We start from the raw sequence: 24794 nt of genomic DNA on the forward strand, positions 1-24794 counted from the left end.
TTATACTAATACGCTTGATAGAAATACGATTAATGCTGTTAATACTACCGCTCCACTTGCTGATCCTACGAAGTCACCTTTTGTTACTTGTAATACTTGCTCTTTCATATCTTTCATTCTCCCTTCTTTTTCTTTTGTTACAAAGTTTCTATTATACTAATACGCTTGATAGAAATACGATTAATGCTGTTAATACTACCGCTCCACTTGCTGATCCTACGAAGTCACCTTTTGTTACTTGTAATACTTGCTCTTTCATATCATTTATCCTCCCTTTTCATAAGTTATCTATATGTAATTTCTAAGAAATGTTTATTTCATAGTTTTTATGTTAACGTTACATTAAATTTGATAACGTAACGTTTGTAACATTAATGTAACATAACTATTGTTACGTTGCAATATAATAACGTGAAATTTATTACACTTTTTTTACGTTTTTTTATAATAATCCCTGAAAACCTTTATTTAATGCGATTTTCACTAAACTCACGTTTGTAACATTCGTGTAATATTACAGTCATAAAGTGAAATATAGTCATCCTCCTCTCTATTTTTGTTACAAACAGTTTATTTAGTGACACTAAACCTATCTAATCTTTACTTACTTTTAATATGAGATAAAATACCGTCTTTCCAAGATAAGTTTATATGTTTCCTCTATATAACTATGTATAATAAAAACAAAGAGGTGGTCATTTTGAAATTAATCGCATTAGATATGGATGGTACACTACTATCATCTAATCTTGAAATCTCCAAAGAAAACCTACAAGCAATCCAAACTGCACAAGAAGCTGGTCATATTGTAATGATTTGTTCTGGTCGTGCGAAAGAGGATGCTTTAAAGCTATTGGAAGAATATAAATTATCTCTTCCAGTCGGAGCAAGCAATGGGGCTATTGTTTATGTGGATGGAAAAGTAATTAACTCTCGTTGTATACAAAACGACAAAGTGTACAAACTTGCAAAATTACTAGAATCTGAAGGTTTCCCATATAAGCTATATACGAATAAAGGCGTTTATTCTCCATATACATGGCAAGATCAAGTGATGCAAGCGTTCGAAGAAAATAAGCATGCGCTCGATGTTACATTAGAGGAGCTTGAACGAATTACAGAAAAGCAAAAAAAATCAAACCTAATTACTGATTTCAAAAAAATAGAAGATGTTGTAAATAACCAAGAACTAGAAATATCTAAATTCTTCATTTCAACATTTAATGCAGCGCATCGCGCACAGCTATTAAGCGTGTTACAAGAAGACGCTGATATTATGGTTACAGCATCAGCTCCTACTAACTTAGAAATTATGGATAAGAATGGACATAAAGGAAACGGGCTACAGCAGATGGCAGCTCATTTTAATATCCCTATTGAAGATACAGTTGCTATTGGTGATAATTTTAATGATGTACCAATGCTAGAAGTAGCAGGCTTATCTGTTGCAATGGGCAACGCTGAAGAAGATGTAAAAAAACTATGTGATGTTGTAACACTAACAAACAATGAACATGGTGTTGCTCATGCAATCGAGCAATTTGTATTGAAACAAACTTCATCTAGTAAATAAAAAAAGGACTCTTTCAAATTGAAAGAGTCCTTTTTTTATACATGATGACAAGAAACAAAATGATTATCACCAACATTACGAAATTCTGGTATTGTTTTTTTACAAACATCTGTTGCAAACGGGCAACGTGTATGAAAACGACAACCCGAAGGTGGACTTGCTGGACTTGGAATATCCCCTTCTAGTATAATTCGCTCTCGCTTCACTGTTGGATCCGGTATTGGAACAGCTGATAACAATGCTTTTGTATACGGATGTAGCGGATTGGTAAATAACTCATCACGCGGCGCCGTCTCCACAATTGTACCTAAATACATAATTCCGATTTTCGTACATAAATGTTCTACTACACTCAAATCATGTGAAATGAATAAATAAGATAATCCCTTTTTCTCCTGTAACTCACTAAATAAATTAATAATTTGTGCTTGGATAGATACATCTAGTGCCGCCACAGGTTCATCAGCTACAATGAATTCTGGATTTAATACCATAGCCCTTGCTATTACGATACGCTGACGTTGTCCACCAGAAAACTCATGGGGATACCGGTCAATATGATAAGGAGCTAAGCCACATAACTCCAATACTTCAATTACCTTTTCACGAACATTTTCTTTCGTCGCTAATCCGTGGGCCAACATCGGCTCTCCAAGCGCTTCACCAATTCTCATTCTCGGATTTAATGAGCTAAATGGATCTTGGAAAACGAGCTGCATATTAGGGCGATGTTTTCTCAATTCATCCTTGGATAAAGAATGAACATCTTTCCCTTTAAACTTCACTTCCCCCTCCGTTTTTTGAACGAGACGTAAAATTGTTTTTCCTATCGTTGTTTTTCCGCTCCCTGATTCGCCAACGAGACCAAACACTTCACCTTTATTAATAGTAAAACTTACTCCATCAACTGCTTTTACATGCCCGATCGTTCTACTAAATATGCCACCTTTAATTGGAAAATATGTCTTTAGGTTTTTCACCTCTAATAATGGTTCACTCATTGTTCCGCACGCTCCTCATATAACCAGCAAGCTACTTTATGATTTTCATCATTTACATTTAGATTTGGGGCTTCTTTTTCACATATTTCCATACAATGCTCACAACGCCCACTAAAGTAGCAAAACTCACCTAAACCAACTAAATTCGGAACTTGCCCTGGAATAGAATATAGTTTATCTATTCGTTTTCCCATTACTGGTTTTGATTTCAACAATCCTTTCGTATAAGGGTGTTTTGGATTTTGGAATATCTCTCGTACTGGAGCTTCTTCAATAACTTTCCCGCCATACATAACGACAACGTAATCAGCCATTTCTGCTACGACACCTAAATCATGTGTAATTAATAAGATCGACGTTTTAAATTCTTCTTTCACTTGTCTTAGTAAATCCAATATTTGAGCTTGAATCGTAACATCAAGAGCTGTTGTTGGTTCATCTGCAATTAATAACTTAGGATTACAACTAAGCGCAACAGCAATCATAATACGTTGTAACATCCCGCCGCTCAATTCATGCGGATAAGAATGAACAATTTCATTAGCACGGGCTATGCCAACTTTACGAATTAACTCAATTGCTTTCTTATACGCTTCATTTTTACTAAGTAATTCATGCTCCCTTAGCGTTTCTACAATTTGCTCACCTACAGTGAAGACCGGATTTAGCGATGTCATCGGTTCTTGGAAAATCATCGCAATATCATTGCCTCGTAAACTACGAAGTTCTTTCTCTTTCATTCCTAAAAGACTTTTTCCTTCATATAAAATGTCTCCACCTACTACACTGCCAGATTCAGCAATAAGCCCCATAATAGATAAAGCCGTTACACTCTTCCCGCAACCTGATTCTCCTACTACACAAACCGTTTCACCTTCTCGAACAGCAAAGCTAACATGGTTTACAGCCTTCACTGTCCCTTCCTCCGTTTGAAAGTGTGTTTGTAAGTCTTTTAGCTCTACTACCGCTCTACTCATACCTTCTCACCTACCGTCTCATCTTTGGATCTAACGCATCACGAAGTGCATCACCAAGTAAATTAATTGATACAACTGTTATAAAGATTGCAAAGCCAGGCGGAATCCATAACCACGGACGCTTTTGGAAATCAATTAATGAGTTAGCTGCGCTAATCATGTTCCCCCATGATGGCGTAGGTGGGACGACGCCGAGACCTAAGTAACTTAGTGCGGACTCACTTAAAATAGATCCAGCCACACCTAGAGTTGCTACAACAATAAGTAACGGAAAGACGTTAGGAATTAGATGATGAATGATTTTCCGAGAATCTTTTAATCCTAATACATCTGCCGCTTGCATAAAGGCTTGCTCCCGCAATGTTAAAATTTGTCCCCTCACAAGACGGGCAAGTCCTGGCCATCCTACTAAACTTAAAATAATCATTACAACATATAAACGGTACTCCGATGGTAATTTCCATTCTGATAAAATTGCTCCCATTATAATAAGTAGTGGTAATCCTGGAATGGACATTAACACATCTGCAACACGCATAATTAAATGATCTACAACTCCTCGATAAAAACCAGCAATTGCTCCTAATAGAGCTCCTAGTATAACGGATAGTAGCATCGACGCTAAACCGATTGTTAATGAAATACGCCCTGCTTGCATAAGTCTAGTTAAAATATCCCGTCCCAACTGGTCTGTCCCAAGCCAATGTGACAGGCTGGGTGGTTTATTAATTTGTGTTACTTGTACTTTCCCATCAGCATACGGTGAAAAGATTGGACCAATAAAACTAAATAAAAACATAAATATTAAAACGTATAAGCCACACAGTGCCATCTTATTTTTCTTGATTTTTTTATACGCTTGGCGCCATGGTGATGATTCATTTCTCTTTTTCCGTTCTTTCTTTTTCTCTATTATAGGTGTAATAGTCTCCATATCTTTCCCCCCTTACTTCAATCGAATTCTTGGATCAACAAACGCATAGACAATATCAGCTAAGAAATTAGCCATAATTGTTAAACAAGAAAGAAACATTGTAAAGGCCATTAATACCGTATAATCACGAAAGTTTAATGCTTCTAATTGAATACTCCCAATCCCTGGCCAATTAAAAATCTGTTCAATAATAATGGCTCCTGAAAATAAACCCGGTAATTCAAAAGCGAGTAATGTAATTGCTGGCAAAATTGCATTTTTCAATGCATGTTTATAAATAACGGTTCTTTCTTTTAAACCTTTTGCACGAGCAGTACGAATATAATCTTGCCTAATAACATCCAACATGCCCGTTCTAAAATAGCGTGTTAACGATCCTACACCAAGAAGCGTTAAAATAAATACAGGTAGAATCATATGACGTAATACTTCTAATATGTATGCTATCCCTGTTGAGTTACTCCCAATATCAATCATGCCACCAATAGGTAATAACTTTAAATCAACTGCTAATAATTTAATTAAAAATAGTCCGATAAAGAATGATGGAAATGACATTGCTGCAAAGACACCGATTGTTACCAATCTATCAAACCAAGAATGCTGCTTTGTTGCAGAAATAACCCCAATAATAAGAGCAATAATCCAAGTGAAAAATAAAGCTGCAGCAGCAACAATAAATGTATTCCAAATGAATTTATTAAGTAATGAAGTTACCGGTTCTTGGTACTGTAAAGAAAATCCAAAATCACCATGCAAAGCATTCACTAGCCAATGAAAATACCTTTCAATAATCGGTTTATTTAAACCGTACAACTCTCTTAATTCTTGAGCTCTCTCTGGTGTTAATTTTGGATTTGAATCGATATAATCACCCGGTAAGAGTGCAAATAAGAAAAAGATAATAATAGACGTACCAAACAATGTAGGAATCATTTGTAGAAACCTACGAATGATATATGTTTTCACCTTTTGTCTCCCCAATCCTATTTACTTAAAAATAGAAGAACATTTTTTCAAAACAGCTACCATTCCATTGCTGTGTGAAAAAACGTCTTCTATTATTTAGGTCAACCCTTATTGTTCAATAGATAACACTGGTAAGTTGGAACTGATGCTATCGTACTTTTCTGGATCAATTCCTTTTATACGTGCATTATGAGCATAAAGTAGTTTACGATAGTTTAATAAAATAACTGGTGGATCATCACTTAACTCTTTATACAGCTCTTTATAAATCGCTTTACGTTTTTCAATATCTGTCGTTCCTATACCTTTTACAATCAAATCATCTACTTTCGGATTATTATAACCCGTATCACTTTTTGGATTAGTTGATAAGTACTCACTTACAACTTCACTTGGATCACTAATTCCTGGTGTTGAAACTGCCGCTAAATCGTAGTCACCTTTTCCTACTTTTGAAAGCATCGTATTAAAGTCCATCAACTCTGGATTTAATTCAACACCAATTTCTTTGTAACTTTCTTTTGCAATTGGAATAAAGATATCATTTGTTTTACCTGTATTTGATGCGTAGTATGTTAATTTTAATTTTTGACCATCTTTTTCACGAACCCCGTCAGAACCTACTTTCCAACCAGCCTCATCCAATAATTTTTTAGCCTTTTCTACGTCGTGCGGATATTTATTAATACCTTCTTCTGTATATGCCCATGAAACTGGAGCAATTGGTACGTTAGCGACAGAGCCATAGCCTTGTAAAGCTGTATCCACATACTTCTTACGGTCTAATCCATAAGTAAGTGCTTGGCGTACCTTTTTATCTTTCAAATACGACTTCTTATTATTTACATAGATATAAGCAATATCACTTGATGATTCAAGATTAATATTTGCAAACTCCAATCCTTTTAATTGGTCTATATTTTCAGGGTTCGCTCTAAATCCACTATAGTCCAGTTCACCTGTTTGGAATAATTGGAATCCAGTATCACCTGATGTGATTTTGTAAATAAAGTTTTTAATTTTTGGTTTACCTGCATAATAATTTTCGTTAGCAACAAAGCGGACTTCTTGACCTGGAACATATTTTTCAAATTTATATGGACCCGCTGCAATTGGTTGCCCATATAATGCTTTTAAATAGTCTAAACTTGTATTTTGTTTATAATCTTTTCCATAATAAGCTTTTGATAGCACTGGGCCACCTAAATTCGTTAGCGCCTGTGAATTAACTTTTTCAGTTGTAATTTTAATTGTCTGTGGATCAACAACTTGGATTCCTTCAATAGAAGTTGCTTTTCCTTCTTTATATTCTTTCCCACCTTTAACAGCATACTGAGCAATATCCAATCCACCTTCATACGCTTTATCATGAAGTAGTGTTAATGTAAATGCTACATCATCCGCTGTTAGAGGCGACCCATCACTAAATTTTAAATTTTTACGTAAATGGAATGTATATGTTAACTGGTCAGCAGAAATATCCCATTTTTCTGCAAGATCCGGAACAGGTTTACTTTGTTTGTCTGTTGTTACTAATGAAGCAAAAATAACCGACGTTACATTTCCATCCCAACCATTATCTTGGAAATACGGAAGGAAAACTCCCCCTGGCTTAGAAATGGCTGTAATGAAAGTATCTTTTCGTTGATTTGCTTTCTCTGGACTTTTCTTTTTATCTGTAGCTGGAATTGATTCAATCTTAGAATCTTTTAAATCCTGCTTTTTTACTGGTTCTGTAGAAGCCGTATCCTCCTGTCCCCCACAAGCAGATAACACAAGCGAACTACTAAGTAATACTGAAAATACACCAGCCCATTTTTTTGTCTTTTTCTTCATTGTCCCCACCCTAACTGTTTAATAGTTATACCCTTTGAACTTATTAGCTTATGTATGCCTCCCACAGCACATTTATAGCCAATCGGAAAAGTCGGTTTTAATCAGAAAAAAATAGATGTTTTTGAGGGGTAACAATCTTATTCCGACCTTTCCGGTAGACTTTATGGTTATTAGCTTATATCGTTCAGTATATTTTGTCAATTCTTTCTAAATAAATATTTTGAGAATTTTTCCAAAATTATCACTCTATTCTTATACTTTAAGAAAACTCAGCTATAATTCGTATTAAAAACTTAAAAATCTACTTCTATTTCTTCAGCATGAAACATAGAATACTAATAACCAATTACCAAAAAGGGGGCGAAAATATGGACAACCTATTCCAATACGTCCTGCACTACGTATTATTAACAATTATGATAGTCGGGGCGCTATTACTATTCCCGTTCTTCCCAAAGTTCGTCCTCTTTTTAGCTTTTTTTATCATGCTCGGGATCGCTATTATAATTTCAACAAGAGAAGATGCCACGCAGAAAGAGAGCAGAGTTCAGCGCGTAAAGCTGTAACTTTGCTCTCTTTTCGTTTTCAATCACTAGTCTCTGTTACACATATTTATCCCGCTATTTGCCGGGCAGTAACCCCCCCACTGATTAAAGTTTCACTTTATCTCTCGGGAAATAATTAGCCTTTGTTTTTGTGATTACTCCTATTGAAAGGCCACTAATGACATTTATTTTTCACCTTATCATTTCATACGCTTCACAAGCTATGCAAATTGAGGAACACGGATTTATCTAAGTTACTGTTTCACGTGAAACACATCGCTTCATTTAATCTTTAAAGCAAAATATCATTATGAAAAAGCCACTTCCTCCAACAAAACTGAAAGGAAGTGGCTTTCTACTCTTTACTCCACAATATTCTCTAACTCACTATATAACTTCGCTCGTAACAACTCTTTCATCGTTTTTTCCTCATATAATTTTTCAAGTCTTTCAACATCAGCTACATGTTCCATTTCACATTCTATTGCATATATATCTTCTTCTACATGCATTAACTCATTTTCAATCTCTTCAAGATTCCTAGCTTTTTTCTCTTTTACTGGAACCATTTCAACACTCTTTCTCCCTTGGCGTTTTTGCTTTATTACTTGCTTCTCAAGCTTTTCTTCCCATTTTTGACGAGCCCATGCATAGTTTCCTGCAAACTCAAATAATTTACATTCATCAATCCAGTACGTCTTTTCAAATAACTTATTTAAAAAAGAACGATCATGTGAAACAGCTAGGATTGTTCCATTATATTGCTCAAGGGCTTCCTCTAAAACTTCCCTTGATTCAATATCAAGATGGTTTGTCGGCTCATCTAGAATTAGAAAATTGATGTCTTGATACATAAGTTGCGCAAGTCTTAACCTCATTTTTTCTCCACCGCTCAGTTGCGTTACTTTCTTAAATACTGCTGGACCATAAAATAAAAACTTAGCCAATATATGTCTTGCTTCTCCTTCTGTTACAGCTACATACTCTCTAAACGCTTCCAATACATTACTCTTCACATTTCCATACGTATGCTGTGATAAATAACCAATCTTGACACTACTACCAATTCGAATTTCACCAACGTCTGGATTTATTTCTTTTAATAGTAGTTTTAATAATGTAGTCTTTCCTGTACCATTACGACCAACGATAGCCGCACGCTCTTGAAAACGAACATGTAAATTCGCTTGTTCAAATAAAGGTCGGCCAGCAAAACCTTTACTCACTTCTTTCATTACAACAACATCTTTCCCGCTTCTCTCTTGCCCTTCAAACTGAAGACCCATCTGTTTTCGTTCTAAAATTGGCCTCTTTAATTTCTCTATACGTTCTAACGCACGTTCCATATTTCTCGCTCTTTTATGCAATCCTTCATTCGGAGGGTTCGCTTGATTTGCCCATTCACGTAGACGCTTAATTGCTTCTTTCATTTTCTTTATTTTCTTTTGTTGCTCCTGATAAGCTTGAAACTCTTGAAGTAATCTTTCTTCCTTCTCCTCAACGAACTGAGAATAATTCGTATGGTACACGTGAATCTCTCCATCTTCCAAATCAAAAATTTTCGTTACAACTTCATCAAGGAAATAGCGATCATGTGAAATAACCATAACTGTTCCAGTGTATTCTTTTAAAAATTGCTCTAACCATTCAACTGCAAATAAATCTAAATGATTTGTTGGTTCATCTAATAGAAGTAAATCTGGTTTCTGCAATAGCATATATGCAAGGCTTACTTTCGTCTGTTCTCCTCCACTTAATTCTGTAAATACTCTTGAAAATAAGTCTGTCACTTGTAAGCCATTTGCTACCTTCATTATATTTGCTTCTATTTCATAACCACCAAGAAACGCAAATTTTTCTTGAATGACTCCGTACCTCTCCATTAGCTTTTCCAAAGCAGATTGTTCCTGTTCCACCGCCATATTTTTTTCTAAAGCATGCATTTCTTTTTCTAATTCCTTTTCTACTTTAAAAGCAGAACTCAATACATCATATACAGTCATAGCCTCATCAAACTTCAGAATTTGTGCGACATGACCAATACGTGTACCTTTCTTCATATGAATGGCTCCTGCATTCAAACTCTCCATTCCCGTTAGAAGCCCAAAGATTGTTGTCTTCCCACTACCGTTACGACCAACTAATCCAACACGTTCACCATTCTTTATTTCAAGCGATATATTTTCAAATATAGTGTTTCCACCAAAAGATTTCGTTACATTATTCACACTACAAATAGTCATTTTCCGTACTCCTTTCAATATAAAAAACCATGAGAAAGAAACATTCCCCATGGTTTTCGGCATAGAAAAAGGAAGCCAAATAGCTCCCTTTTCACACGTTTATTAAAAATGGGTGAAGAGATTTCTATCGTTCAATAGTCACTATGCAATTGTTAAAAAAGGGCATACGTATCCCGTTAACAACTACATCATGAAAAATCGCACGACAAAAATAGATAAAATCTAAAAATTTGGCACGTGCAGCTAAAGAACGTTTCATCTCATTCACCCCTTTCGTACGGAATTTAATACTTACTTCTTTATTATACTTTCCAATTTCATGTTTGAATAGTCATTTTTCTGAAAATAATGAAGATAGACTAAACATTTCAATAAGTGACATCAAATCTTACAAAACTGTTATGTTCACGTAATGGAAAGCGATAGTACGAAAAGATGCCTCCCTATACAATAAAGATGTAAACAAGAGAGACAAACAAAAGGAGGAAACAAACATGATGAAAGAAATCGTAAAAGCAATCTTTGAGGTATTAGTGAACGGACAAGCAGTTGTAAAAGAACTAAATGAACTATAAAAAGGAGTGAAGAAATATGATGAACATGGTGAAAATGATTTTACACGCTTTAGTCGATGCAAAAGCAGTTAGCCAAGAATTAAACCAACAATAAAAAGGGGTATATGAATATGAAGAAAGCCATTATTATCATTGCAAGCACAGCAATTACTTTATACACAATAAAAAATAGAAAAAAGAAAAATAATGAAAATGTTCTATATTATCCATACACGCTATTAGAGAAAAAATAAAAGACAAGGTACCCTATCGTAATGAGGATATCTTGTCTTTTATTTTTCCCCTATTCCTTTAGAGGATTTCCTTCTCCTTTTCCCGAATGTATTAAGCGGGATTTTTACACATATTTTAAAGGGGCATATATACAAATGGATACACAACAACTATATTTTTTAAACGATATTGGTAAACAAAAACCAGAAAGTATTCGGAATAGAAGCGCTGCATGTCCATTTTGCGATAAAGAACAATTAACGGATATTTTAGCAACTGATGGTTCTATTATTTGGTTAAAAAATAAATTTCCTACATTACAAGATACATTTCAAACAGTGTTAATCGAAACCGATAATTGCGAAGATCATATCGCAACATATACAGAAGAACATATGAGAAAATTAATGCAATTTTCTATTCAACATTGGTTACACTTACAGAAGAACGAAGAGTTCGCATCTGTGATTTTATATAAAAATCACGGTCCATTTTCAGGTGGAAGTTTGCATCATGCACACATGCAAATTATCGGAATGAAATATGTAGATTATCTTGAAAATATTGAAGAAGAAAATTTCCAAGGGTTAATTGTTCAAAAAAATGAATGCATTGAGCTTAATATTTCAGAGCGTCCCATTATTGGCTTCACTGAATTCAATATAATCATTGATAATATTTCATATATAGCTGAAATGGCAAATTACATTCAGCAAACTGTACGTTACATACTGACAGATTTCCATAAAGGATGCAGTAGTTATAACTTATTCTTCTATTACTTAAATGGAAAAATCATTTGTAAAGTTGTACCTAGATTTGTCGTTTCACCATTGTATGTAGGATATAAAATACCGCAAGTTTCTACAAAACTAGAAGAGGTGAAAATACAACTCACGCAGTATTTCACGAAAGAAAAGGATGAAATTATTCATAAAAAAACAGAGTAGGTATAGAAAACCTACTCTTTTATTACACCTTTATTTCGATAGTACACATCTTCTAATCCGATGTTATACTTCATGTTATTATCCGTCCACTCCGGCCCTAAATTCCCTGGCCATCCAGATGTATTCGCTATATATTTCAGTAATGCAAAATCAGTCAAACCTTTTTGCACCCCGCGCTTATATCCTTTCATCAAATGCGGCATTGCAATTTGTGCATTTGTACGTGGATCTTTTAGCTCATCATCAGTTAAATGTTCTGGTGCAAGCCCGCCGCCGCGGTGTAGTTGAAACAATCCGAATGAAGTTCCATTATCTCCAACACTCCTTGGATTTAATCGACTTTCATGCTCAGCAATTGCAAGAGGTATCCATTCTGGAAGATTTACTTTCTTCGCTTCCTCTATAATGATTTGTTTCACCTGTTTTGCTTCTTCTGAATCAACATAACTTGTTCCATTCACTAGCTTATCCATTCCTTCAGACTTTCCTTGGAAATATAAATATACTCCAAGAACAACTAAAAATCCTACAAAGAATTTCTTCACTACCTCTACCTCTTTCTCCGCTGAAATTTGTCCCCTTTCAGCCTTCCCTTTACAATTACCTACATTCTATTACTCTTTTATCATAGCAAATAACTATACATATTATCATCATGCTTTAGACCGATTTTGTAAAAAAACAGCTGGTAAATACGTGCAAAAATGTAACTTTCATAGACTATAACGTATTTATTGTATATAATTGTAAACTGAACTCTATATATAGAATAGGAGCATACAAAATGAAAAAATGCCTAACACTCTTGTTCAGCATTTTACTACTCATCCCTACCTACACCTCTGCACAAACATCATCAAAACCAAAAGTACTTGTTTTGTATAGTACACAAGACGATAAAGTTTCAAATAATGTCCAAATCCTTAATACTCAATTAGGACATTTTACAAATGATATAACCGTAAAAAACTTAAAAGAAGCAACTTCAATTAATAACGTATCCTCCTATACACATATTGTTTATATCGGTGAAACAAAAGAAGCGTTTTCTAATGAAACGAAACAATTTCTAGAAAACTTCTCCGGCCCTGTATTAGTATTAGGACAAAATGTTGAACAATTATCTAACCGTTTTTCTTTCATTACATTGAAGAGTGACGATATACGAGTTAACAAAATTGAATATCCAGACAAGAAGCTAAAAAATACCTTAGAAGAGGAACGATTAATTCAATCATTTGATACGAATGGAACTGTGATTGCTAACGCTTTAAGCTCAAATAACACTAATCCACTAATCGTTCAGCATGAAACATCTTATTATGTTGCAACACCTAATCTCTTTGACTGGATGTCTCATTACGTCGGTGAAATGTTATTTTCTTATTTCGGCCAAAAACCAACGACGAATAAAGTTGAAGCTTATTTACGTCTTGAAGATGTTCACCCAGCAGCAGATATAAATCAATTGAAAGAAATTGCTGAATTACTAAAAGAGAAAAAGATGCCTTACATGATTACTGTTATTCCGGTATATAAAGATCCAGATACAGGAAAAATAATACATTTAGAAGATAAACCAGAACTAGTTGATCTTTTACGCTCTATGCAAGATGATGGTGCAGCAATTATTATGCATGGTTATACTCACCAATTTTATGACAGTGAAACAGGTGAGGGCTTTGAATTTTGGGATGTAAAAACAGATCAACCAATTCGCCAACCGAAGCATGAAAAACCGAAGACAAAAGATGACTTTCCAAATATAGAGGCATATAACCAATATGTAAAAAAAGGGGAAGAGTTTGAGGAAAAATATACGAAAGATCATATCGAAAAAGGAATTCAAGAACTTGTAGCTGCTAAACTATATCCTGTTGCCTTTGAAGCACCTCATTACACGATGTCTCAAAAAGGATATGAAATATTATCAAGATACTTTTCAACTTATGTAGGACAACTACAGTTAAATGATACAACTTGGAAATCCATGCACTCACCATATTATACAAGTACTCCGTCATTTTTACATGGAATGAAACTATTGCCTGAAACAGTCGGATTTATTGAAGAAGATAAGCCACAAACTATTGCTAAAATGAAAGAACGTGCTCTATCTGTTTCTAAATTATCCGATGGGATTATTGGAGCATTCTATCATCCTTACTTAGGTGTGAAACCATTAAAAGAAGTATTAAAGGATCTAGAAAGTATTCCAAATATAGAATGGATTGATTTACAAAAGGAAAAGAATGAAGTAAAAATGAAAGATATTCATATTACGACGAATAAAGACGGCATTCACGTTGAAAAACCAACCAGTGCGAATGACATAATTGATTATATAAAGCAATATGGCTTCTTCCTTATACTAGGGTTCGTTATCATTGTCTTTCTTTTATTATTAAAACGTGCGAAAAAATTAGAATCCTAATACAAAACCACCGAGCGGAACGCTTGGTGGTTTTTTGTCCTATATCAAACCGTGGCATTTTACTAAATAAATTCAACTTTTACTTTTTCCGTTACATGATTAAAACTATAATTCTCCTATCCTTTCAAATAAAATCGACTTGTATTTTCATATATTGTTTCTGCGACCTTATCAATGGATATGTTTTTTATAGAACTAATTTCCTTTAATACCTCTCGAATCATTCTTGGATGCGTTATAACACCCTCTTGAAATTCCCACGGTCCATCTGTTTCTACCATCATATATTCAAGCGGATAATACGAAATGATTTTTCTAATCTTCTCCTTATGTAAAACATCCGGTGTAATCGAAATATAATAACCATTTCTCATCATCCGTTTCATTGTTTCATCGCTTCCTTTAAACCAATGGAAGTGTGCACGTGAAACTTTATATTTCTCTAGCAAATCACATACAATGTCAGCATCTTCATAAACTGCGTGTAATACAATCGGCAAATTATACTTACTAGCTAGTTCTATAAATTTTTTCAATACAGCTATGTATGGATCTGCAGCAATTCTTTCATCTTCTTTTCTCAAATAATAGGGCAAACCTACTTCACCAATCCCAACAATTTCCTCTGCGTTCTGTTCAATAAGTTGATAAATCTGTTCACACTCTTCTTTATGAATCTGTTGCTCTGGATGAAACCCTATCGCTGGATATATAAAGGGATACTTCTTCGCTAAAGATAACGTTTCCTTACAAGATTGATAATTCATAGATACCGCAATAAGCCCCTTTATTTCCTTACTATTTTCCACCTCTTTTAGTAATCTGCTCTTCTCTTCATCCTTATATTGATCAACATGTATATGACTATCAATCCATTTCATCTTTATGCCCCCATAAAAAAAACAAGAAAGGACTTCCTTTCTTGTTTTAGCATCTATATTATTTAACAATTAAGTTTGTTATGATATCAAATAATCCAATACACACTACGGCAACAGTAAAGTAGCTACAGAAATCTTTAATTGGTAACTTCACTACTTCTTCTTTACGCATCCCATTTTTCTCCCTTCTTACTAGATCCCTAATTATTTTTCTATCTGTATCTATTATGCAAAAAATATGACAAATTTACTATCGAATTAACTTACGTAAACCTTACAATGTTGTAAGGTTTAAAAAAGATCCCCATCTTTATTCAGATGAGGATTATTAAAAATTAGTTGGTTTTTCATTCTTCATTACAAACAGAAAGTAATACATTGAGACTTTCTAGTTACACTATATGAAAATTACTATCTTTTAACTATCGAATTACATTACAGAAGGCTTACATGTTTGTAAGTTATGTGTAATGTAATTCGATAGTTCTCCTTACTTATATTTCGTACAATAAAGTTAGAAAGTAAGCCAAATAAGAAGAACAATCACATAACCAAATTACATTGCTAGTAGCTACTCTTCTTATAGCTTTCACCCATGCTACTACAATGTACCCCCTTCCCCTTTATATAACAAAAAAGCCTTAGTCTATATGGACTAAGGCTTTTTTGTTAACCTTAAAAATACCCTTACCCAGTATTTTTATTTTCGACAAAAAATAGCTGGGGGTATATTTCGCTATCTCACCGTTAAAAGTTTACTCTTCGCATTTATAGGAATATTTGCAACCTCAATCTCTTCAATGGACTCACCGTAACGCCCTTTTGCAAAAACCTTTAATGCTTCATCTCTCTTTAACATATGCTTAACCGTTTTCTTTATTTTCTGCTCTCTACCACGTTCATCGAATGCAATAAATTCATATTCATACCACTCATCACCGATATGCTGACCAATTGTATTCACAACCGTATAATATTCTTTCGTCTTATACAGTGGATTATATTTATCGATAACCGGTCCAAGTTTCGTAGGCAGTAACATTACTACTATCACTATCATCGCTATTATAGTAGTGATCATTTTTTTCTTCATAATAAACATTCCTCCTCTGCAGGATATATATACATCCATTTTAAAAAGGGGGAATAAAATCTACTATTGAATCTCATTACATTACACTTACATTTTTGTAAGAATTAAAAAAGGTGAACGAATTTACTCGTTCACCTTTTAGCTTGCTTTAAAGCCACCGCCAAGTACATCACGTACATCATGTATAACAACGAAAGCATCTTCATCTACCCGGCTAATAACTTGTTTTAACTTAACAAGCTCTTGTTTATTAATAACAACATATAAAACTTCTTTATTTTTACCAGTATATCCGCCGCGCCCTTCTAATACAGTAACACCGCGTGTCATATTTTTCGTAATAGCTTCACGAATTAAATCTGGTTGATTCGAAATAATCGTAACAGCCGTTTTTGTGTCCATTCCTTCTACAATGAAATCAATCACCTTCGCTCCAATGAACACAGCCACAAGTGTATACATCGCCTTTTCTTGCCCTATTATAAATACAGAACCAGCAATTACAACAATATCAATAATTAGTACGCCTTTCCCTACACTCCAACCTAAATATTGATTTGCTAACTGAGCTAAAATTGCTGATCCTCCCGATGTACCTCCGGCTTTGAACATACAGCCTAATCCAATACCCACAAATAAACCAGCAAATAAAGCTGCTAATAATGTATCACTATTTACATGATACTCAATATGTTCTGTAACGTATAAAAACAAAGATGTTTCTACAATCCCTAAAATTGTATAAATCATTGTTTTCTTATCAAAAAATTTATAACCAACAGCTAGTAAAATTGCATTTATAGCAAAGTTCACAATTCCTGGTGACCAATCAAATAAGTAGTACGTAACAACCGTTAAACCAATAATTCCACCTTCCGATAAACGGTTTGGAATTGCAAAGTAATTAATACCAATTGCGAATAATAATGAACCAATTGTAATTAGTGTTATTTCCTTTATACGTTGATTAACCATAGTTCATACCCTCCCCCCATTTGACATTGTATCACTATCTCCTAGAGGTTTAGAAGTGGTTTTTATTCCGCATTTTCCCTCTTAAAAATTGAAATATTATGTTTAAACAGAGGGTTGATTAATTATTCATATTTGCTCTAACTGCACGGACAAATCGCTCCACATTCCCTTTCTGAATATACTTAGCGCGAATGGTTTCATGACTACAAGTAAATTCAAAATACGGATGAAAATCTATGCTATCTATATGCAAATATGAATACTCTTTAAATGTTGAAGAATAGTACGGAAATTTCCCGTAAAAAAGGAGACGTCTAGTAGTGGCAACAAAAACCCCATGTTGATACGATAATATAAAATTATCCTTCTCAAATATCCCTACCACAAAAGCCAGAATCTTTTCATCATCATCTACATACTTTTTCATACTCGATAAAAGTTCATTCATGCATATTCCTCCAAATTCTATTCACTGCATTAACACTTGAAAAGAATCCATGGATTATTACAGACCGGTTTAACTCCTTTATAAAGTATGAAACGCGTTTCCTGTCAAAGATATTTCAAAAAAATAATCCGTTATGCGATTATACACATAACGGATTACGATTAAACTGTAGAGCGTTCCACAAGTTCGTATGGAATTTCCAGCTTTTCTTGTTCAGAACTCTCGTCATTCACTTTTCTATGCAACATTTCAAAAGCAGTTTTCCCTATCTCCTTTAAATTTTGATCAATAGTTGTCAATTGTAACACTTGCGAGATAGGTTGATTATCAAAGCCAATAATCGCTAAATCCTCAGGAACTTGAATCCCTAATTTTTCAACCTCTGTCATAACCCCAATCGCAACTTCATCACCTGCTACTATTAATGCTTCAGGAAGATCCTGCATCTCTTTTAACTTATGAGCCACTTTTACACCATCTTCTAGTGTAAAACATTCTGTAAAAATCCATTCTTCATTAACCTCTTCGTCTATAGATTGCAATTGCTGTTTATAAACATCAAAACGTTTTTGGCTACTTGGCCCTAATTTCCTTCCCGTGCAATAACCAATTTTTTTATAACCTTTCTCAATCAAATAATCCATTCCTAATTGAAAGGCCGCTGAATGATTCGTATATACACTTGAGATGTTTGAAATATCATTGTCTTCACAAGCAATTATTGCGCCGTAAGAAGCATACGGTTCTATCGTTTCCCAATCATTTGCACGTGAACAAATAATAAGACCATCCAATTGTTTTGTTTTTAACATATGTAAACTTTTCATTTCTTCTTTTTTATTATAATTCGTTTGGCAAAGTAGCACCCTGTAATTATGCGCTAACGCAGTCTCCATCATTCCGCTCACCATCGCATCAAAACACGGATGATTAATATACGGTAAAATCACACCAACAATATTCGTTTTTCCTTTTGATAAATGAACAGCATTTGCGTTTTGCGAGTAATTCAATTTCTCAACTATCTCTATAACCGCTTTTCTTTTTTCTTCACTTACATATGGGTGATCATTCAACACTCTCGAAACAGTCGTAACTGAAACTCCCGCCATCTTTGCAATATCTTTAATATTAGCCATACACTCACCTCTACCTTTAACTTAATGAATCTCATGAACATATGTCAAATCTTCTTATCATTACACCTTCATTCGTTTCTCTTACAAAAGTGTAATTTTTCTGTAAGCTAATTCGATAGTTACTTTCCACAACATTTCATACAATTGAGTCAGAAACAGGGTAACAACTATTCGAAAAGGAGCGGATTAATATGATGAACAAAATGAAAACGAACAATTTCTTACATACAATGGGCATGGTATTTTCCGCTCTTATCGACGCAAAAGCCGTTGCTTCTACATTAAACAAGTAAGGAGAATATATTATGAATAACATCACTTTTAACAAATTAGATTTTTTAGGACTAGCTAGTGGCTCGCTTCTTCTTACTGCTTTTATTTACGCCGCTACGCTTGTATAACTTTGTGTCCCCTTTCCCCTTTATTATAAATAGTAATAGAAAAGACGACCGTCTATGCCCGGTCGTCTTTTCTTATTTTTGATTTGATTGCAAAGCTTCTTTTAACTCCTCAAACTTCTCATTTAATTGATCTGTCATCATTTTCATAGCGGTTTTTCGATCTATTTGTTCTCCAGCCTCAATTTGAATTGGATCTCCAAAAATCAATTGTGCCTTTTTCCCCTTTATTAATTCTTTTACACTTGATGGACCAACATAAGCTGCTGGTACTAACGGAACATTAGAACGCATCGCAATTGTCACAGCACCCGCTTTTAATGAAACATCTTCCGCTGATCTTGTTCCACTCGGAAAAATCCCTACTACCTTTCCTTCTTTTAATAAACGTGATGGAATTTTAAGTGTACTTGGTCCTGGATTCGCACGATCTACAGGGAATGCATTTACATTTTTAAAGAACCAATTTTTGAATTTCCCTTCAAATAATTCTTTTTTGGCCATGTAATGAATTTGAGTTGGATACATCCCTGTAGCTAACATTAATACATCCATAAAACTTGTATGTGTACATGCAACAACATACGGTCCACCTTCTGGTAGCTTTTCTCTTCCTTGTACTTCTACTTTCCCAGCTGTTTTAAATATATATTTCAACAAAAATGTAATTGGTTTATACATTTATTTCGTTCCTTTCTAAACATCCGAAGTATAATCATATTCTTACAATAATTATAACACTAAGTTTTAGGAGTTGGTAATAAAATTAAGGATGAATTGTTAAATTTCAATTCTTACAAAAGTGTAATTTTCTTGTAAGCTAATTCGATAGTTACTTCTTACTATATTTCATACAATTAAGTCAGAAACAGGGCAACAATTATTCGAAAAGGAGTGGATCAATATGATGAACAAAATGAAAACGAACAATTTCTTAAATACAATGGGCATGGTATTATCGGCTCTTTTCGATGCAAAAGCTGTTGCTTCTGCATTAAACAAGTAAGGAGAATGTATTATGAATAACATTACTTTTAACAAATTAGATTTTTTAGGATTAGCTAGCGGCTCTCTTCTTCTTACTGCTTTCATTTACGCTGCTACGCTTGTATAACTTTGTGTCCCCTTTCCCCTTTATATAGAAAAAGACGACCGTCTATGCCCGGTCGTCTTTTTAATTTTTTCTTTCTTTCAATTCTTTTAAAAGCTGTATCAGCTCAGCTTGTTGTTTTATCTTTTTACGACCATTTCGATTAATTGCTGCAAGCTCACAGGCAACTCCGACGGCAAAGAAAAACAATAAACTTTCTAACATGTGAAATCCTCCATTTGCCTATTAAACAGCTTGACGTAATTGTTCTTCTTGTAAAACTCTCTTATTTATATTTTCTTCTTTTCTCTGACAAACGTTATTGCGAATAAGCGCTGCAATAACAAGTACAGTCCCTATAATATCAAACATTGTGATTTGATACCCTTGCATCATCATAATAGCTAAAGTCGTAATTGGTACAAAATTAATAAATAAAATCCCATTAATGGATGATAAAATTTTCACACCATAGTTCCAAGCAAGTAGCGCTACAATACCTGGCAATGTCATCATAAATAACAAATCATATTTCACAATAGAAATCGTTCCCATACTCGGAACTGAAATATATCCAAGCGACGTAATAATTACCGTTATAATTCCTGTAACAGTCGTACCGAATACACACGTCAACGTAGAATAACGTAATGTTGACCAATCACTACACGTTTGACCACCCATCGTATAAATAACCCAGCCTACAACACCAATAAATATAAATGCTAATGAGAACATATTATCTTTCAATGTTACAAAGAAACTCACGTCACCTTTTGCAATAACAAACACAGCTCCTACAAAAGCAATAACCATACTCGTTATCATATACTTCTTCGGTTTTATATGCTTATATCCCCATAAAATACAAATAGAAATCATCGGCATAAGTGATTCCATAATGGAAGCTACCATTACACCCGACTTACCCATTAACATTTGCCCTAAAAATATGAGGACATTATATACTGTAAATGCCATCGTTCCAAAAAAGACGAGTAACTTTCCTCTTCCCTCTAAACGAAATGCCTGTTTTCCTTCTTTCATTAACAACAATACAATCAGCATTATCGCCACTGCTCCATAACGAATAAGCGAAAAATAAAATGGATCTATGTATTCTAGCGCATGATCAGCAACTGGAAACATCGCTCCCCATGACATACTCGCAATTAAACACGCTAAAGCCCCTATTATCATTTGACCTCTTCTCACCGCAATCCCCCGTTTCTTTCTATTTGCACAAAGAGAATTGTAAAAGAAAAAATATATCACGTAAAATGATTCAAAATGATGTTAACTATCATTTATAATGATAGTTAACATCAAGGGGGATTACAAAATGGAATTAAGAGACTTACAAATCTTTAAAAGCGTTGCCGACCAGGGTAGTGTAAGTAACGCAGCAAAGGAATTAAATTATGTACAATCAAATGTAACTGCACGTATTAAACAATTAGAAAACGAATTAAAAACCCCACTCTTTTACCGCCATAAACGAGGAATGACTTTAACAGCTGAAGGAAGAAAAATGCTCGTTTATGTTAATAAAATTTTGCAAGATGTCGACGAACTAAAACAAGTATTTTTAGATAGTGAAACACCCTCCGGTATATTAAAAATCGGTACAGTAGAAACAGTAAGTACATTACCTACCATTCTATCTTCTTACTATAAAAGCTATCCGAATGTCGATTTATCATTACAAGCGGGTCTAACAGAAGAATTAATTAGAGAAGTACTTGATCATCAATTAGATGGTGCCTTTATATCAGGTCCTATTAAACATCCACTAATCGAACAATACGATGTTAGTACAGAAAAATTAGTGCTTGTAACACAAAATAAAGCTTTTCATATAGAAGAATTTACAACAACGCCTCTACTCGTTTTTAACCAAGGATGCGGATACCGTTCCAAACTAGAACGATGGCTGAAAGACGAAGGTTTGCTACCAAAAAGAATTATGGAATTCAATATATTAGAGACAATATTAAACAGCGTTGCACTCGGCCTCGGAATTACACTCGTACCACAGTCTGCTGTCCATCATCTTTCTAAAGCAGGTAAGGTACATTGTCATGCAATCCCTCAAAAATACGGCAGTATTTCAACGGTTTTCATACGCCGTAAAGATAGCTATATGACGAATTCAATGCGTAGTTTTTTAAAAACAATTGAAGAACATCATCATATCAATATGCTGTGAAAGACATTCTTACATGAATGTCTTTTTTTCTTACAAAAGTGTAAGTCTTTCGTAAGCTAATTCGATAGTTGCAAGTGGACATATTTCCTATAATTAAGACATAAGCAGGGCAACAACAATTCGAAAAGGAGCGGATACGCATGATGAACAATATGAAATCAAATAAATTTTTAAATACAATGGGCATGGTGCTATCCGCACTTGTCGATGCAAAAGCTGTTGCAACTACATTAAACAAATAAGGAGAGATTATAATGAACAACATTACTTTCAACAAATCAGACTTCATCGGACTTGCAAGTGGAGCTACTCTTCTTACGGCTTTCATTTACACACTTGCTCAAGGTCTTGTTTAACACTTTGTTTCCCCAAACCCCTTTATATAGAAAAAGCTGCTCGTCTTATAGACAAGCAGCTTTTTAGTTTGTTTCATATATAATTTGACCTGTTTTCGTAATATCATATCCGCCAATCGCATTTAATTCATTATGAAATTCTTCCGATTGCAGAATGTCTTTCACGACTTCAATCAGCTCTTCATTTTCTTTATTCTTCAAAATTACTAAATCATACTGTTCTTTCATGATTGGAATAAAGTCCACATTTACAATTTGCGAAAACTTTTCTGAACCTACTCCTACATCAGCTTTTCCATTTGCAACTTGCGTGGCAACACCCAGATGATTCGATTCTTCCCATTCATATCCACTAATATCAGCTTTATTTAATTTTTGGATTCGTAATTGTTCATCCACTAACACTCTAATACCAGAACCCTTTTCTCGATTTATAAACTTTATAGTGGATCTGGATATGTCGGCCCATGTCTTTATTTTCTTCGGATTTCCTTTTTGGACATAAAATCCTACATTTCTGGACAATAAATTAATCATAATACATGGCTGGCCTACTAAAATGCGTTTTACATAAGGAACATTATATGTACCCGTTTCACCATCAAACAAATGCAAACTAACGATACTTCCTTCTCCTTGATACATTTTCACTAAACTTGTTAAGCTACCTTGATACGCCCTTAAAACATTAGAACTTGGCAAACGATTTTCTATACGTTTAGCTAACATATCTAACGTTAGTTCTTGACCACTAATAATACACGTGTTCAAGATACTACTACCATCGTTTTTTACAGGAGTAACTTGTACCTTTCCTGTTTTCATTTGTTTTATATATTGATCTAAATCTGCTGCATCAATGCGCATCTGTCTACCAACTCTATAAGAAGGAAGTTCTCCTTTTTTAATTAAGTCGTATACAGTTAATTTTGATACTTTTAATCGCTTTGCTACTTCTTCCGTTGTGTAGGAATGATGATCCATAGACGATTCCTCACTTTCTCCTTTCATTGTAACAAAGAAAAGAATATTTCTCCTATTTTTTAAAAATAGACATATGTTCAAATTATATTCAATTATAACTAGTTATATTTAGTTATATTTAGTTATAATTAGATGTGTCAAAACGAAAGGGGATTTTTTTATGAATAAATTTACATTACGTTCGATTGGGGCACTTATACTTTCTTTTCTTCTTATATTTAGTGTTGCATGTACAAACGGAGATAAGAAAGAGAAATCAACTGCTAAAGAAGGAAAAGCAGTTGAGCTTACTATCTCAGCTGCTGCAAGCTTACAAGATGCATTAAAAGAAATTGAAAAACAATATAAAGAAAAAGAACCCAATATTAAACTTTCTTTTAACTTCGGTGCTTCTGGAGCACTTCAACAACAAATTGAACAAGGTGCACCTGCTGATTTATTCTTCTCTGCTGCAGAAGATAAATTCCAAATCCTTGTAAAAAAAGGATTCATTAATGAAAAAGAAGGGAAAAATCTTCTTGGAAATGAACTAGTTCTAGTCATCCCTAAAGAAAGTTCTCTTACAAAATTTCAAGATTTAAAAGATGAGAAAATCAAAAAAATCGCACTTGGTACACCTGAATCTGTACCTGCTGGCAAATATGCAAAGGCCTCTCTAACACAAGAAAACCTTTGGAATGATGTTCAAAATAAAGTCGTATTTACAAAAGATGTTCGCCAAGTGTTAACATATGTAGAAACAGGAAATGTCGATGCTGGTATCGTATACAAAACAGATGCTCTCATTTCAAATAAAGTAAAAATTGGTGAAACAGCAGCAGCTATTTCTCATGAGCCAATCCACTATCCTTTAGGTGTTATAAAGGAATCTAAACATAAGAAAGAGGCGACTTCATTTTATGAGTATTTGCAGTCAAAAGATGCACAATCTATCTTTAAGAGATATGGATTTACAGTCCTGTCGTAATTAC

At 34.1% G+C, this 24794-nt stretch carries 29 protein-coding genes; 10 read left to right on the forward strand and 19 right to left on the reverse strand.

Features of this window, described 5'->3' with window-relative positions:
- Nucleotides 1-117 (reverse strand): DUF3948 family protein, encoded by a 117-nt coding sequence (locus ACS2FK_RS27080; RefSeq protein WP_000654250.1) that lies wholly within the window; start codon nucleotides 115-117, stop codon nucleotides 1-3.
- Between the two features lie 34 nt (nucleotides 118-151).
- Nucleotides 152-259 carry a DUF3948 family protein gene (locus ACS2FK_RS27085; protein WP_000664237.1) on the reverse strand — a complete coding sequence of 36 codons (108 nt, stop codon included), beginning with the start codon at nucleotides 257-259 and terminating at the stop codon, nucleotides 152-154.
- 441 nt (nucleotides 260-700) lie between these two features.
- On the opposite strand from ACS2FK_RS27085, the gene ACS2FK_RS27090 reads away from it, so the two are divergent.
- Nucleotides 701-1573 (forward strand): Cof-type HAD-IIB family hydrolase, encoded by an 873-nt coding sequence (locus ACS2FK_RS27090; protein WP_000766424.1) that lies wholly within the window; start codon nucleotides 701-703, stop codon nucleotides 1571-1573.
- Nucleotides 1574-1608: 35 nt separating this feature from the next.
- Here ACS2FK_RS27090 and ACS2FK_RS27095 read toward each other — a convergent pair whose 3' ends face one another.
- The 5 genes from ACS2FK_RS27095 to ACS2FK_RS27115 form a co-directional block, all read right to left on the reverse strand.
- Nucleotides 1609-2574, reverse strand: coding sequence for an ABC transporter ATP-binding protein (locus ACS2FK_RS27095; RefSeq protein ID WP_063546235.1), 966 nt, complete (start codon nucleotides 2572-2574; stop codon nucleotides 1609-1611).
- Entirely contained in the window at nucleotides 2571-3551 is a 981-nt protein-coding gene (locus tag ACS2FK_RS27100; protein WP_063546233.1) for an ABC transporter ATP-binding protein, read from the reverse strand. The genes ACS2FK_RS27095 and ACS2FK_RS27100 overlap by 4 nt, the downstream gene beginning before the upstream one ends.
- Nucleotides 3552-3561: 10 nt before the next feature.
- A complete protein-coding gene (opp4C, locus tag ACS2FK_RS27105; protein ID WP_000447957.1) occupies nucleotides 3562-4485 on the reverse strand; it encodes an oligopeptide ABC transporter permease in 924 nt (307 codons plus the stop codon).
- Between the two features lie 12 nt (nucleotides 4486-4497).
- The gene (locus ACS2FK_RS27110) at nucleotides 4498-5454 is read right to left on the reverse strand and encodes an ABC transporter permease (protein WP_000860687.1); all 957 of its coding nucleotides are present in this window, start codon (nucleotides 5452-5454) and stop codon (nucleotides 4498-4500) included.
- 108 nt (nucleotides 5455-5562) lie between these two features.
- Entirely contained in the window at nucleotides 5563-7290 is a 1728-nt protein-coding gene (locus ACS2FK_RS27115) for an ABC transporter substrate-binding protein (protein WP_000730676.1), read from the reverse strand.
- 368 nt (nucleotides 7291-7658) lie between these two features.
- Between ACS2FK_RS27115 and ACS2FK_RS27120 the strand changes: the two genes are divergently transcribed.
- The gene (locus tag ACS2FK_RS27120) at nucleotides 7659-7856 is read left to right on the forward strand and encodes a hypothetical protein (RefSeq protein ID WP_000369254.1); all 198 of its coding nucleotides are present in this window, start codon (nucleotides 7659-7661) and stop codon (nucleotides 7854-7856) included.
- A gap of 341 nt (nucleotides 7857-8197) precedes the next feature.
- Here the strand turns inward: ACS2FK_RS27120 and abc-f are convergent, their stop codons facing one another.
- Both abc-f and ACS2FK_RS27130 read right to left on the reverse strand, forming a co-directional pair.
- Nucleotides 8198-10129, reverse strand: a complete 1932-nt coding sequence (gene abc-f / locus ACS2FK_RS27125) for a ribosomal protection-like ABC-F family protein (protein ID WP_154816438.1) — start codon at nucleotides 10127-10129, stop codon at nucleotides 8198-8200.
- A 73-nt stretch (nucleotides 10130-10202) separates the two neighbouring features.
- A complete protein-coding gene (locus ACS2FK_RS27130; protein WP_000830643.1) occupies nucleotides 10203-10337 on the reverse strand; it encodes an RAxF-45 family protein in 135 nt (44 codons plus the stop codon).
- A gap of 420 nt (nucleotides 10338-10757) precedes the next feature.
- On the opposite strand from ACS2FK_RS27130, the gene ACS2FK_RS27135 reads away from it, so the two are divergent.
- Nucleotides 10758-10886, forward strand: coding sequence for a hypothetical protein (locus ACS2FK_RS27135; protein WP_001998915.1), 129 nt, complete (start codon nucleotides 10758-10760; stop codon nucleotides 10884-10886).
- Nucleotides 10887-11021: 135 nt separating this feature from the next.
- The gene (locus tag ACS2FK_RS27140) at nucleotides 11022-11816 is read left to right on the forward strand and encodes a DUF4931 domain-containing protein (RefSeq protein ID WP_000381022.1); all 795 of its coding nucleotides are present in this window, start codon (nucleotides 11022-11024) and stop codon (nucleotides 11814-11816) included.
- Nucleotides 11817-11827: 11 nt separating this feature from the next.
- On the opposite strand, the gene ACS2FK_RS27145 is transcribed toward ACS2FK_RS27140, so the two are convergent.
- The gene (locus ACS2FK_RS27145; protein ID WP_000713253.1) at nucleotides 11828-12361 is read right to left on the reverse strand and encodes a transglycosylase SLT domain-containing protein; all 534 of its coding nucleotides are present in this window, start codon (nucleotides 12359-12361) and stop codon (nucleotides 11828-11830) included.
- A 239-nt stretch (nucleotides 12362-12600) separates the two neighbouring features.
- On the opposite strand from ACS2FK_RS27145, the gene ACS2FK_RS27150 reads away from it, so the two are divergent.
- A complete protein-coding gene (locus tag ACS2FK_RS27150; RefSeq protein ID WP_063546229.1) occupies nucleotides 12601-14250 on the forward strand; it encodes a DUF2334 domain-containing protein in 1650 nt (549 codons plus the stop codon).
- Between the two features lie 116 nt (nucleotides 14251-14366).
- On the opposite strand, the gene ACS2FK_RS27155 is transcribed toward ACS2FK_RS27150, so the two are convergent.
- The 5 genes from ACS2FK_RS27155 to ACS2FK_RS27175 form a co-directional block, all read right to left on the reverse strand.
- The gene (locus ACS2FK_RS27155; RefSeq protein WP_063546227.1) at nucleotides 14367-15131 is read right to left on the reverse strand and encodes a TatD family hydrolase; all 765 of its coding nucleotides are present in this window, start codon (nucleotides 15129-15131) and stop codon (nucleotides 14367-14369) included.
- A 736-nt stretch (nucleotides 15132-15867) separates the two neighbouring features.
- A complete protein-coding gene (locus tag ACS2FK_RS27160) occupies nucleotides 15868-16224 on the reverse strand; it encodes a YxeA family protein (RefSeq protein WP_000728426.1) in 357 nt (118 codons plus the stop codon).
- A 138-nt stretch (nucleotides 16225-16362) separates the two neighbouring features.
- On the reverse strand, nucleotides 16363-17199 hold the full coding sequence (locus ACS2FK_RS27165; RefSeq protein WP_000248045.1) for a YitT family protein: 837 nt from the start codon (nucleotides 17197-17199) through the stop codon (nucleotides 16363-16365).
- 118 nt (nucleotides 17200-17317) lie between these two features.
- Nucleotides 17318-17647 (reverse strand): PH domain-containing protein, encoded by a 330-nt coding sequence (locus ACS2FK_RS27170; protein ID WP_001004245.1) that lies wholly within the window; start codon nucleotides 17645-17647, stop codon nucleotides 17318-17320.
- Between the two features lie 161 nt (nucleotides 17648-17808).
- The gene (locus ACS2FK_RS27175; RefSeq protein WP_001273903.1) at nucleotides 17809-18786 is read right to left on the reverse strand and encodes a LacI family DNA-binding transcriptional regulator; all 978 of its coding nucleotides are present in this window, start codon (nucleotides 18784-18786) and stop codon (nucleotides 17809-17811) included.
- Between the two features lie 305 nt (nucleotides 18787-19091).
- On the opposite strand from ACS2FK_RS27175, the gene ACS2FK_RS27180 reads away from it, so the two are divergent.
- Entirely contained in the window at nucleotides 19092-19187 is a 96-nt protein-coding gene (locus ACS2FK_RS27180) for a DUF3948 family protein (protein WP_001060007.1), read from the forward strand.
- A gap of 72 nt (nucleotides 19188-19259) precedes the next feature.
- Here ACS2FK_RS27180 and ACS2FK_RS27185 read toward each other — a convergent pair whose 3' ends face one another.
- Entirely contained in the window at nucleotides 19260-19865 is a 606-nt protein-coding gene (locus ACS2FK_RS27185) for a lysophospholipid acyltransferase family protein (protein WP_000277778.1), read from the reverse strand.
- 337 nt (nucleotides 19866-20202) lie between these two features.
- Between ACS2FK_RS27185 and ACS2FK_RS27190 the strand changes: the two genes are divergently transcribed.
- Nucleotides 20203-20298, forward strand: a complete 96-nt coding sequence (locus ACS2FK_RS27190; RefSeq protein ID WP_001060007.1) for a DUF3948 family protein — start codon at nucleotides 20203-20205, stop codon at nucleotides 20296-20298.
- Between the two features lie 60 nt (nucleotides 20299-20358).
- Here the strand turns inward: ACS2FK_RS27190 and ACS2FK_RS27195 are convergent, their stop codons facing one another.
- Complete coding sequence (locus ACS2FK_RS27195; protein ID WP_000894065.1) at nucleotides 20359-20499, reverse strand: YrzO family protein; 141 nt, start codon at nucleotides 20497-20499, stop codon at nucleotides 20359-20361.
- 21 nt (nucleotides 20500-20520) lie between these two features.
- Nucleotides 20521-21489: a DMT family transporter gene (locus ACS2FK_RS27200; protein WP_063546225.1), complete on the reverse strand. Its 969-nt coding sequence runs from the start codon at nucleotides 21487-21489 to the stop codon at nucleotides 20521-20523.
- Nucleotides 21490-21616: 127 nt separating this feature from the next.
- Here ACS2FK_RS27200 and ACS2FK_RS27205 point away from each other — a divergent pair, with 127 nt between their 5' ends.
- Entirely contained in the window at nucleotides 21617-22483 is an 867-nt protein-coding gene (locus ACS2FK_RS27205; RefSeq protein ID WP_063546223.1) for a LysR family transcriptional regulator, read from the forward strand.
- A gap of 254 nt (nucleotides 22484-22737) precedes the next feature.
- The gene (locus ACS2FK_RS27210; RefSeq protein WP_001060018.1) at nucleotides 22738-22839 is read left to right on the forward strand and encodes a DUF3948 family protein; all 102 of its coding nucleotides are present in this window, start codon (nucleotides 22738-22740) and stop codon (nucleotides 22837-22839) included.
- A 63-nt stretch (nucleotides 22840-22902) separates the two neighbouring features.
- Here ACS2FK_RS27210 and ACS2FK_RS27215 read toward each other — a convergent pair whose 3' ends face one another.
- The gene (locus ACS2FK_RS27215) at nucleotides 22903-23823 is read right to left on the reverse strand and encodes a substrate-binding domain-containing protein (protein ID WP_002094235.1); all 921 of its coding nucleotides are present in this window, start codon (nucleotides 23821-23823) and stop codon (nucleotides 22903-22905) included.
- Nucleotides 23824-23983: 160 nt separating this feature from the next.
- On the opposite strand from ACS2FK_RS27215, the gene modA reads away from it, so the two are divergent.
- Nucleotides 23984-24790, forward strand: a complete 807-nt coding sequence (modA, locus tag ACS2FK_RS27220; protein ID WP_063546221.1) for a molybdate ABC transporter substrate-binding protein — start codon at nucleotides 23984-23986, stop codon at nucleotides 24788-24790.
- Nucleotides 24791-24794 lie beyond the last annotated feature (4 nt).

The organism is Bacillus cereus group sp. BceL220, assembly GCF_051776965.1.
Lineage (GTDB): Bacteria > Bacillota > Bacilli > Bacillales > Bacillaceae_G > Bacillus_A > Bacillus_A cereus.

What these genes read in the sequence shown, in the direction of transcription:
- ACS2FK_RS27080 (WP_000654250.1), bottom strand. Translation starts at nt 117, where the DNA reads ATGAAAGATATGAAAGAGCAAGTATTACAAGTAACAAAAGGTGACTTC.
- ACS2FK_RS27085 (WP_000664237.1), bottom strand. Translation starts at nt 259, where the DNA reads ATGAAAGAGCAAGTATTACAAGTAACAAAAGGTGACTTCGTAGGATCA.
- ACS2FK_RS27095 (WP_063546235.1), bottom strand. Translation starts at nt 2,574, where the DNA reads ATGAGTGAACCATTATTAGAGGTGAAAAACCTAAAGACATATTTTCCA.
- ACS2FK_RS27100 (WP_063546233.1), bottom strand. Translation starts at nt 3,551, where the DNA reads ATGAGTAGAGCGGTAGTAGAGCTAAAAGACTTACAAACACACTTTCAA.
- opp4C (WP_000447957.1), bottom strand. Translation starts at nt 4,485, where the DNA reads ATGGAGACTATTACACCTATAATAGAGAAAAAGAAAGAACGGAAAAAG.
- ACS2FK_RS27115 (WP_000730676.1), bottom strand. Translation starts at nt 7,290, where the DNA reads ATGAAGAAAAAGACAAAAAAATGGGCTGGTGTATTTTCAGTATTACTT.
- ACS2FK_RS27120 (WP_000369254.1), top strand. Translation starts at nt 7,659, where the DNA reads ATGGACAACCTATTCCAATACGTCCTGCACTACGTATTATTAACAATT.
- abc-f (WP_154816438.1), bottom strand. Translation starts at nt 10,129, where the DNA reads ATGGGGAATGTTTCTTTCTCATGGTTTTTTATATTGAAAGGAGTACGG.
- ACS2FK_RS27130 (WP_000830643.1), bottom strand. Translation starts at nt 10,337, where the DNA reads ATGAAACGTTCTTTAGCTGCACGTGCCAAATTTTTAGATTTTATCTAT.
- ACS2FK_RS27135 (WP_001998915.1), top strand. Translation starts at nt 10,758, where the DNA reads ATGAATATGAAGAAAGCCATTATTATCATTGCAAGCACAGCAATTACT.
- ACS2FK_RS27140 (WP_000381022.1), top strand. Translation starts at nt 11,022, where the DNA reads ATGGATACACAACAACTATATTTTTTAAACGATATTGGTAAACAAAAA.
- ACS2FK_RS27150 (WP_063546229.1), top strand. Translation starts at nt 12,601, where the DNA reads ATGAAAAAATGCCTAACACTCTTGTTCAGCATTTTACTACTCATCCCT.
- ACS2FK_RS27155 (WP_063546227.1), bottom strand. Translation starts at nt 15,131, where the DNA reads ATGAAATGGATTGATAGTCATATACATGTTGATCAATATAAGGATGAA.
- ACS2FK_RS27160 (WP_000728426.1), bottom strand. Translation starts at nt 16,224, where the DNA reads ATGAAGAAAAAAATGATCACTACTATAATAGCGATGATAGTGATAGTA.
- ACS2FK_RS27165 (WP_000248045.1), bottom strand. Translation starts at nt 17,199, where the DNA reads ATGGTTAATCAACGTATAAAGGAAATAACACTAATTACAATTGGTTCA.
- ACS2FK_RS27170 (WP_001004245.1), bottom strand. Translation starts at nt 17,647, where the DNA reads ATGAATGAACTTTTATCGAGTATGAAAAAGTATGTAGATGATGATGAA.
- ACS2FK_RS27175 (WP_001273903.1), bottom strand. Translation starts at nt 18,786, where the DNA reads ATGGCTAATATTAAAGATATTGCAAAGATGGCGGGAGTTTCAGTTACG.
- ACS2FK_RS27180 (WP_001060007.1), top strand. Translation starts at nt 19,092, where the DNA reads ATGAATAACATCACTTTTAACAAATTAGATTTTTTAGGACTAGCTAGT.
- ACS2FK_RS27185 (WP_000277778.1), bottom strand. Translation starts at nt 19,865, where the DNA reads ATGTATAAACCAATTACATTTTTGTTGAAATATATATTTAAAACAGCT.
- ACS2FK_RS27190 (WP_001060007.1), top strand. Translation starts at nt 20,203, where the DNA reads ATGAATAACATTACTTTTAACAAATTAGATTTTTTAGGATTAGCTAGC.
- ACS2FK_RS27195 (WP_000894065.1), bottom strand. Translation starts at nt 20,499, where the DNA reads ATGTTAGAAAGTTTATTGTTTTTCTTTGCCGTCGGAGTTGCCTGTGAG.
- ACS2FK_RS27205 (WP_063546223.1), top strand. Translation starts at nt 21,617, where the DNA reads ATGGAATTAAGAGACTTACAAATCTTTAAAAGCGTTGCCGACCAGGGT.
- ACS2FK_RS27210 (WP_001060018.1), top strand. Translation starts at nt 22,738, where the DNA reads ATGAACAACATTACTTTCAACAAATCAGACTTCATCGGACTTGCAAGT.
- ACS2FK_RS27215 (WP_002094235.1), bottom strand. Translation starts at nt 23,823, where the DNA reads ATGGATCATCATTCCTACACAACGGAAGAAGTAGCAAAGCGATTAAAA.
- modA (WP_063546221.1), top strand. Translation starts at nt 23,984, where the DNA reads ATGAATAAATTTACATTACGTTCGATTGGGGCACTTATACTTTCTTTT.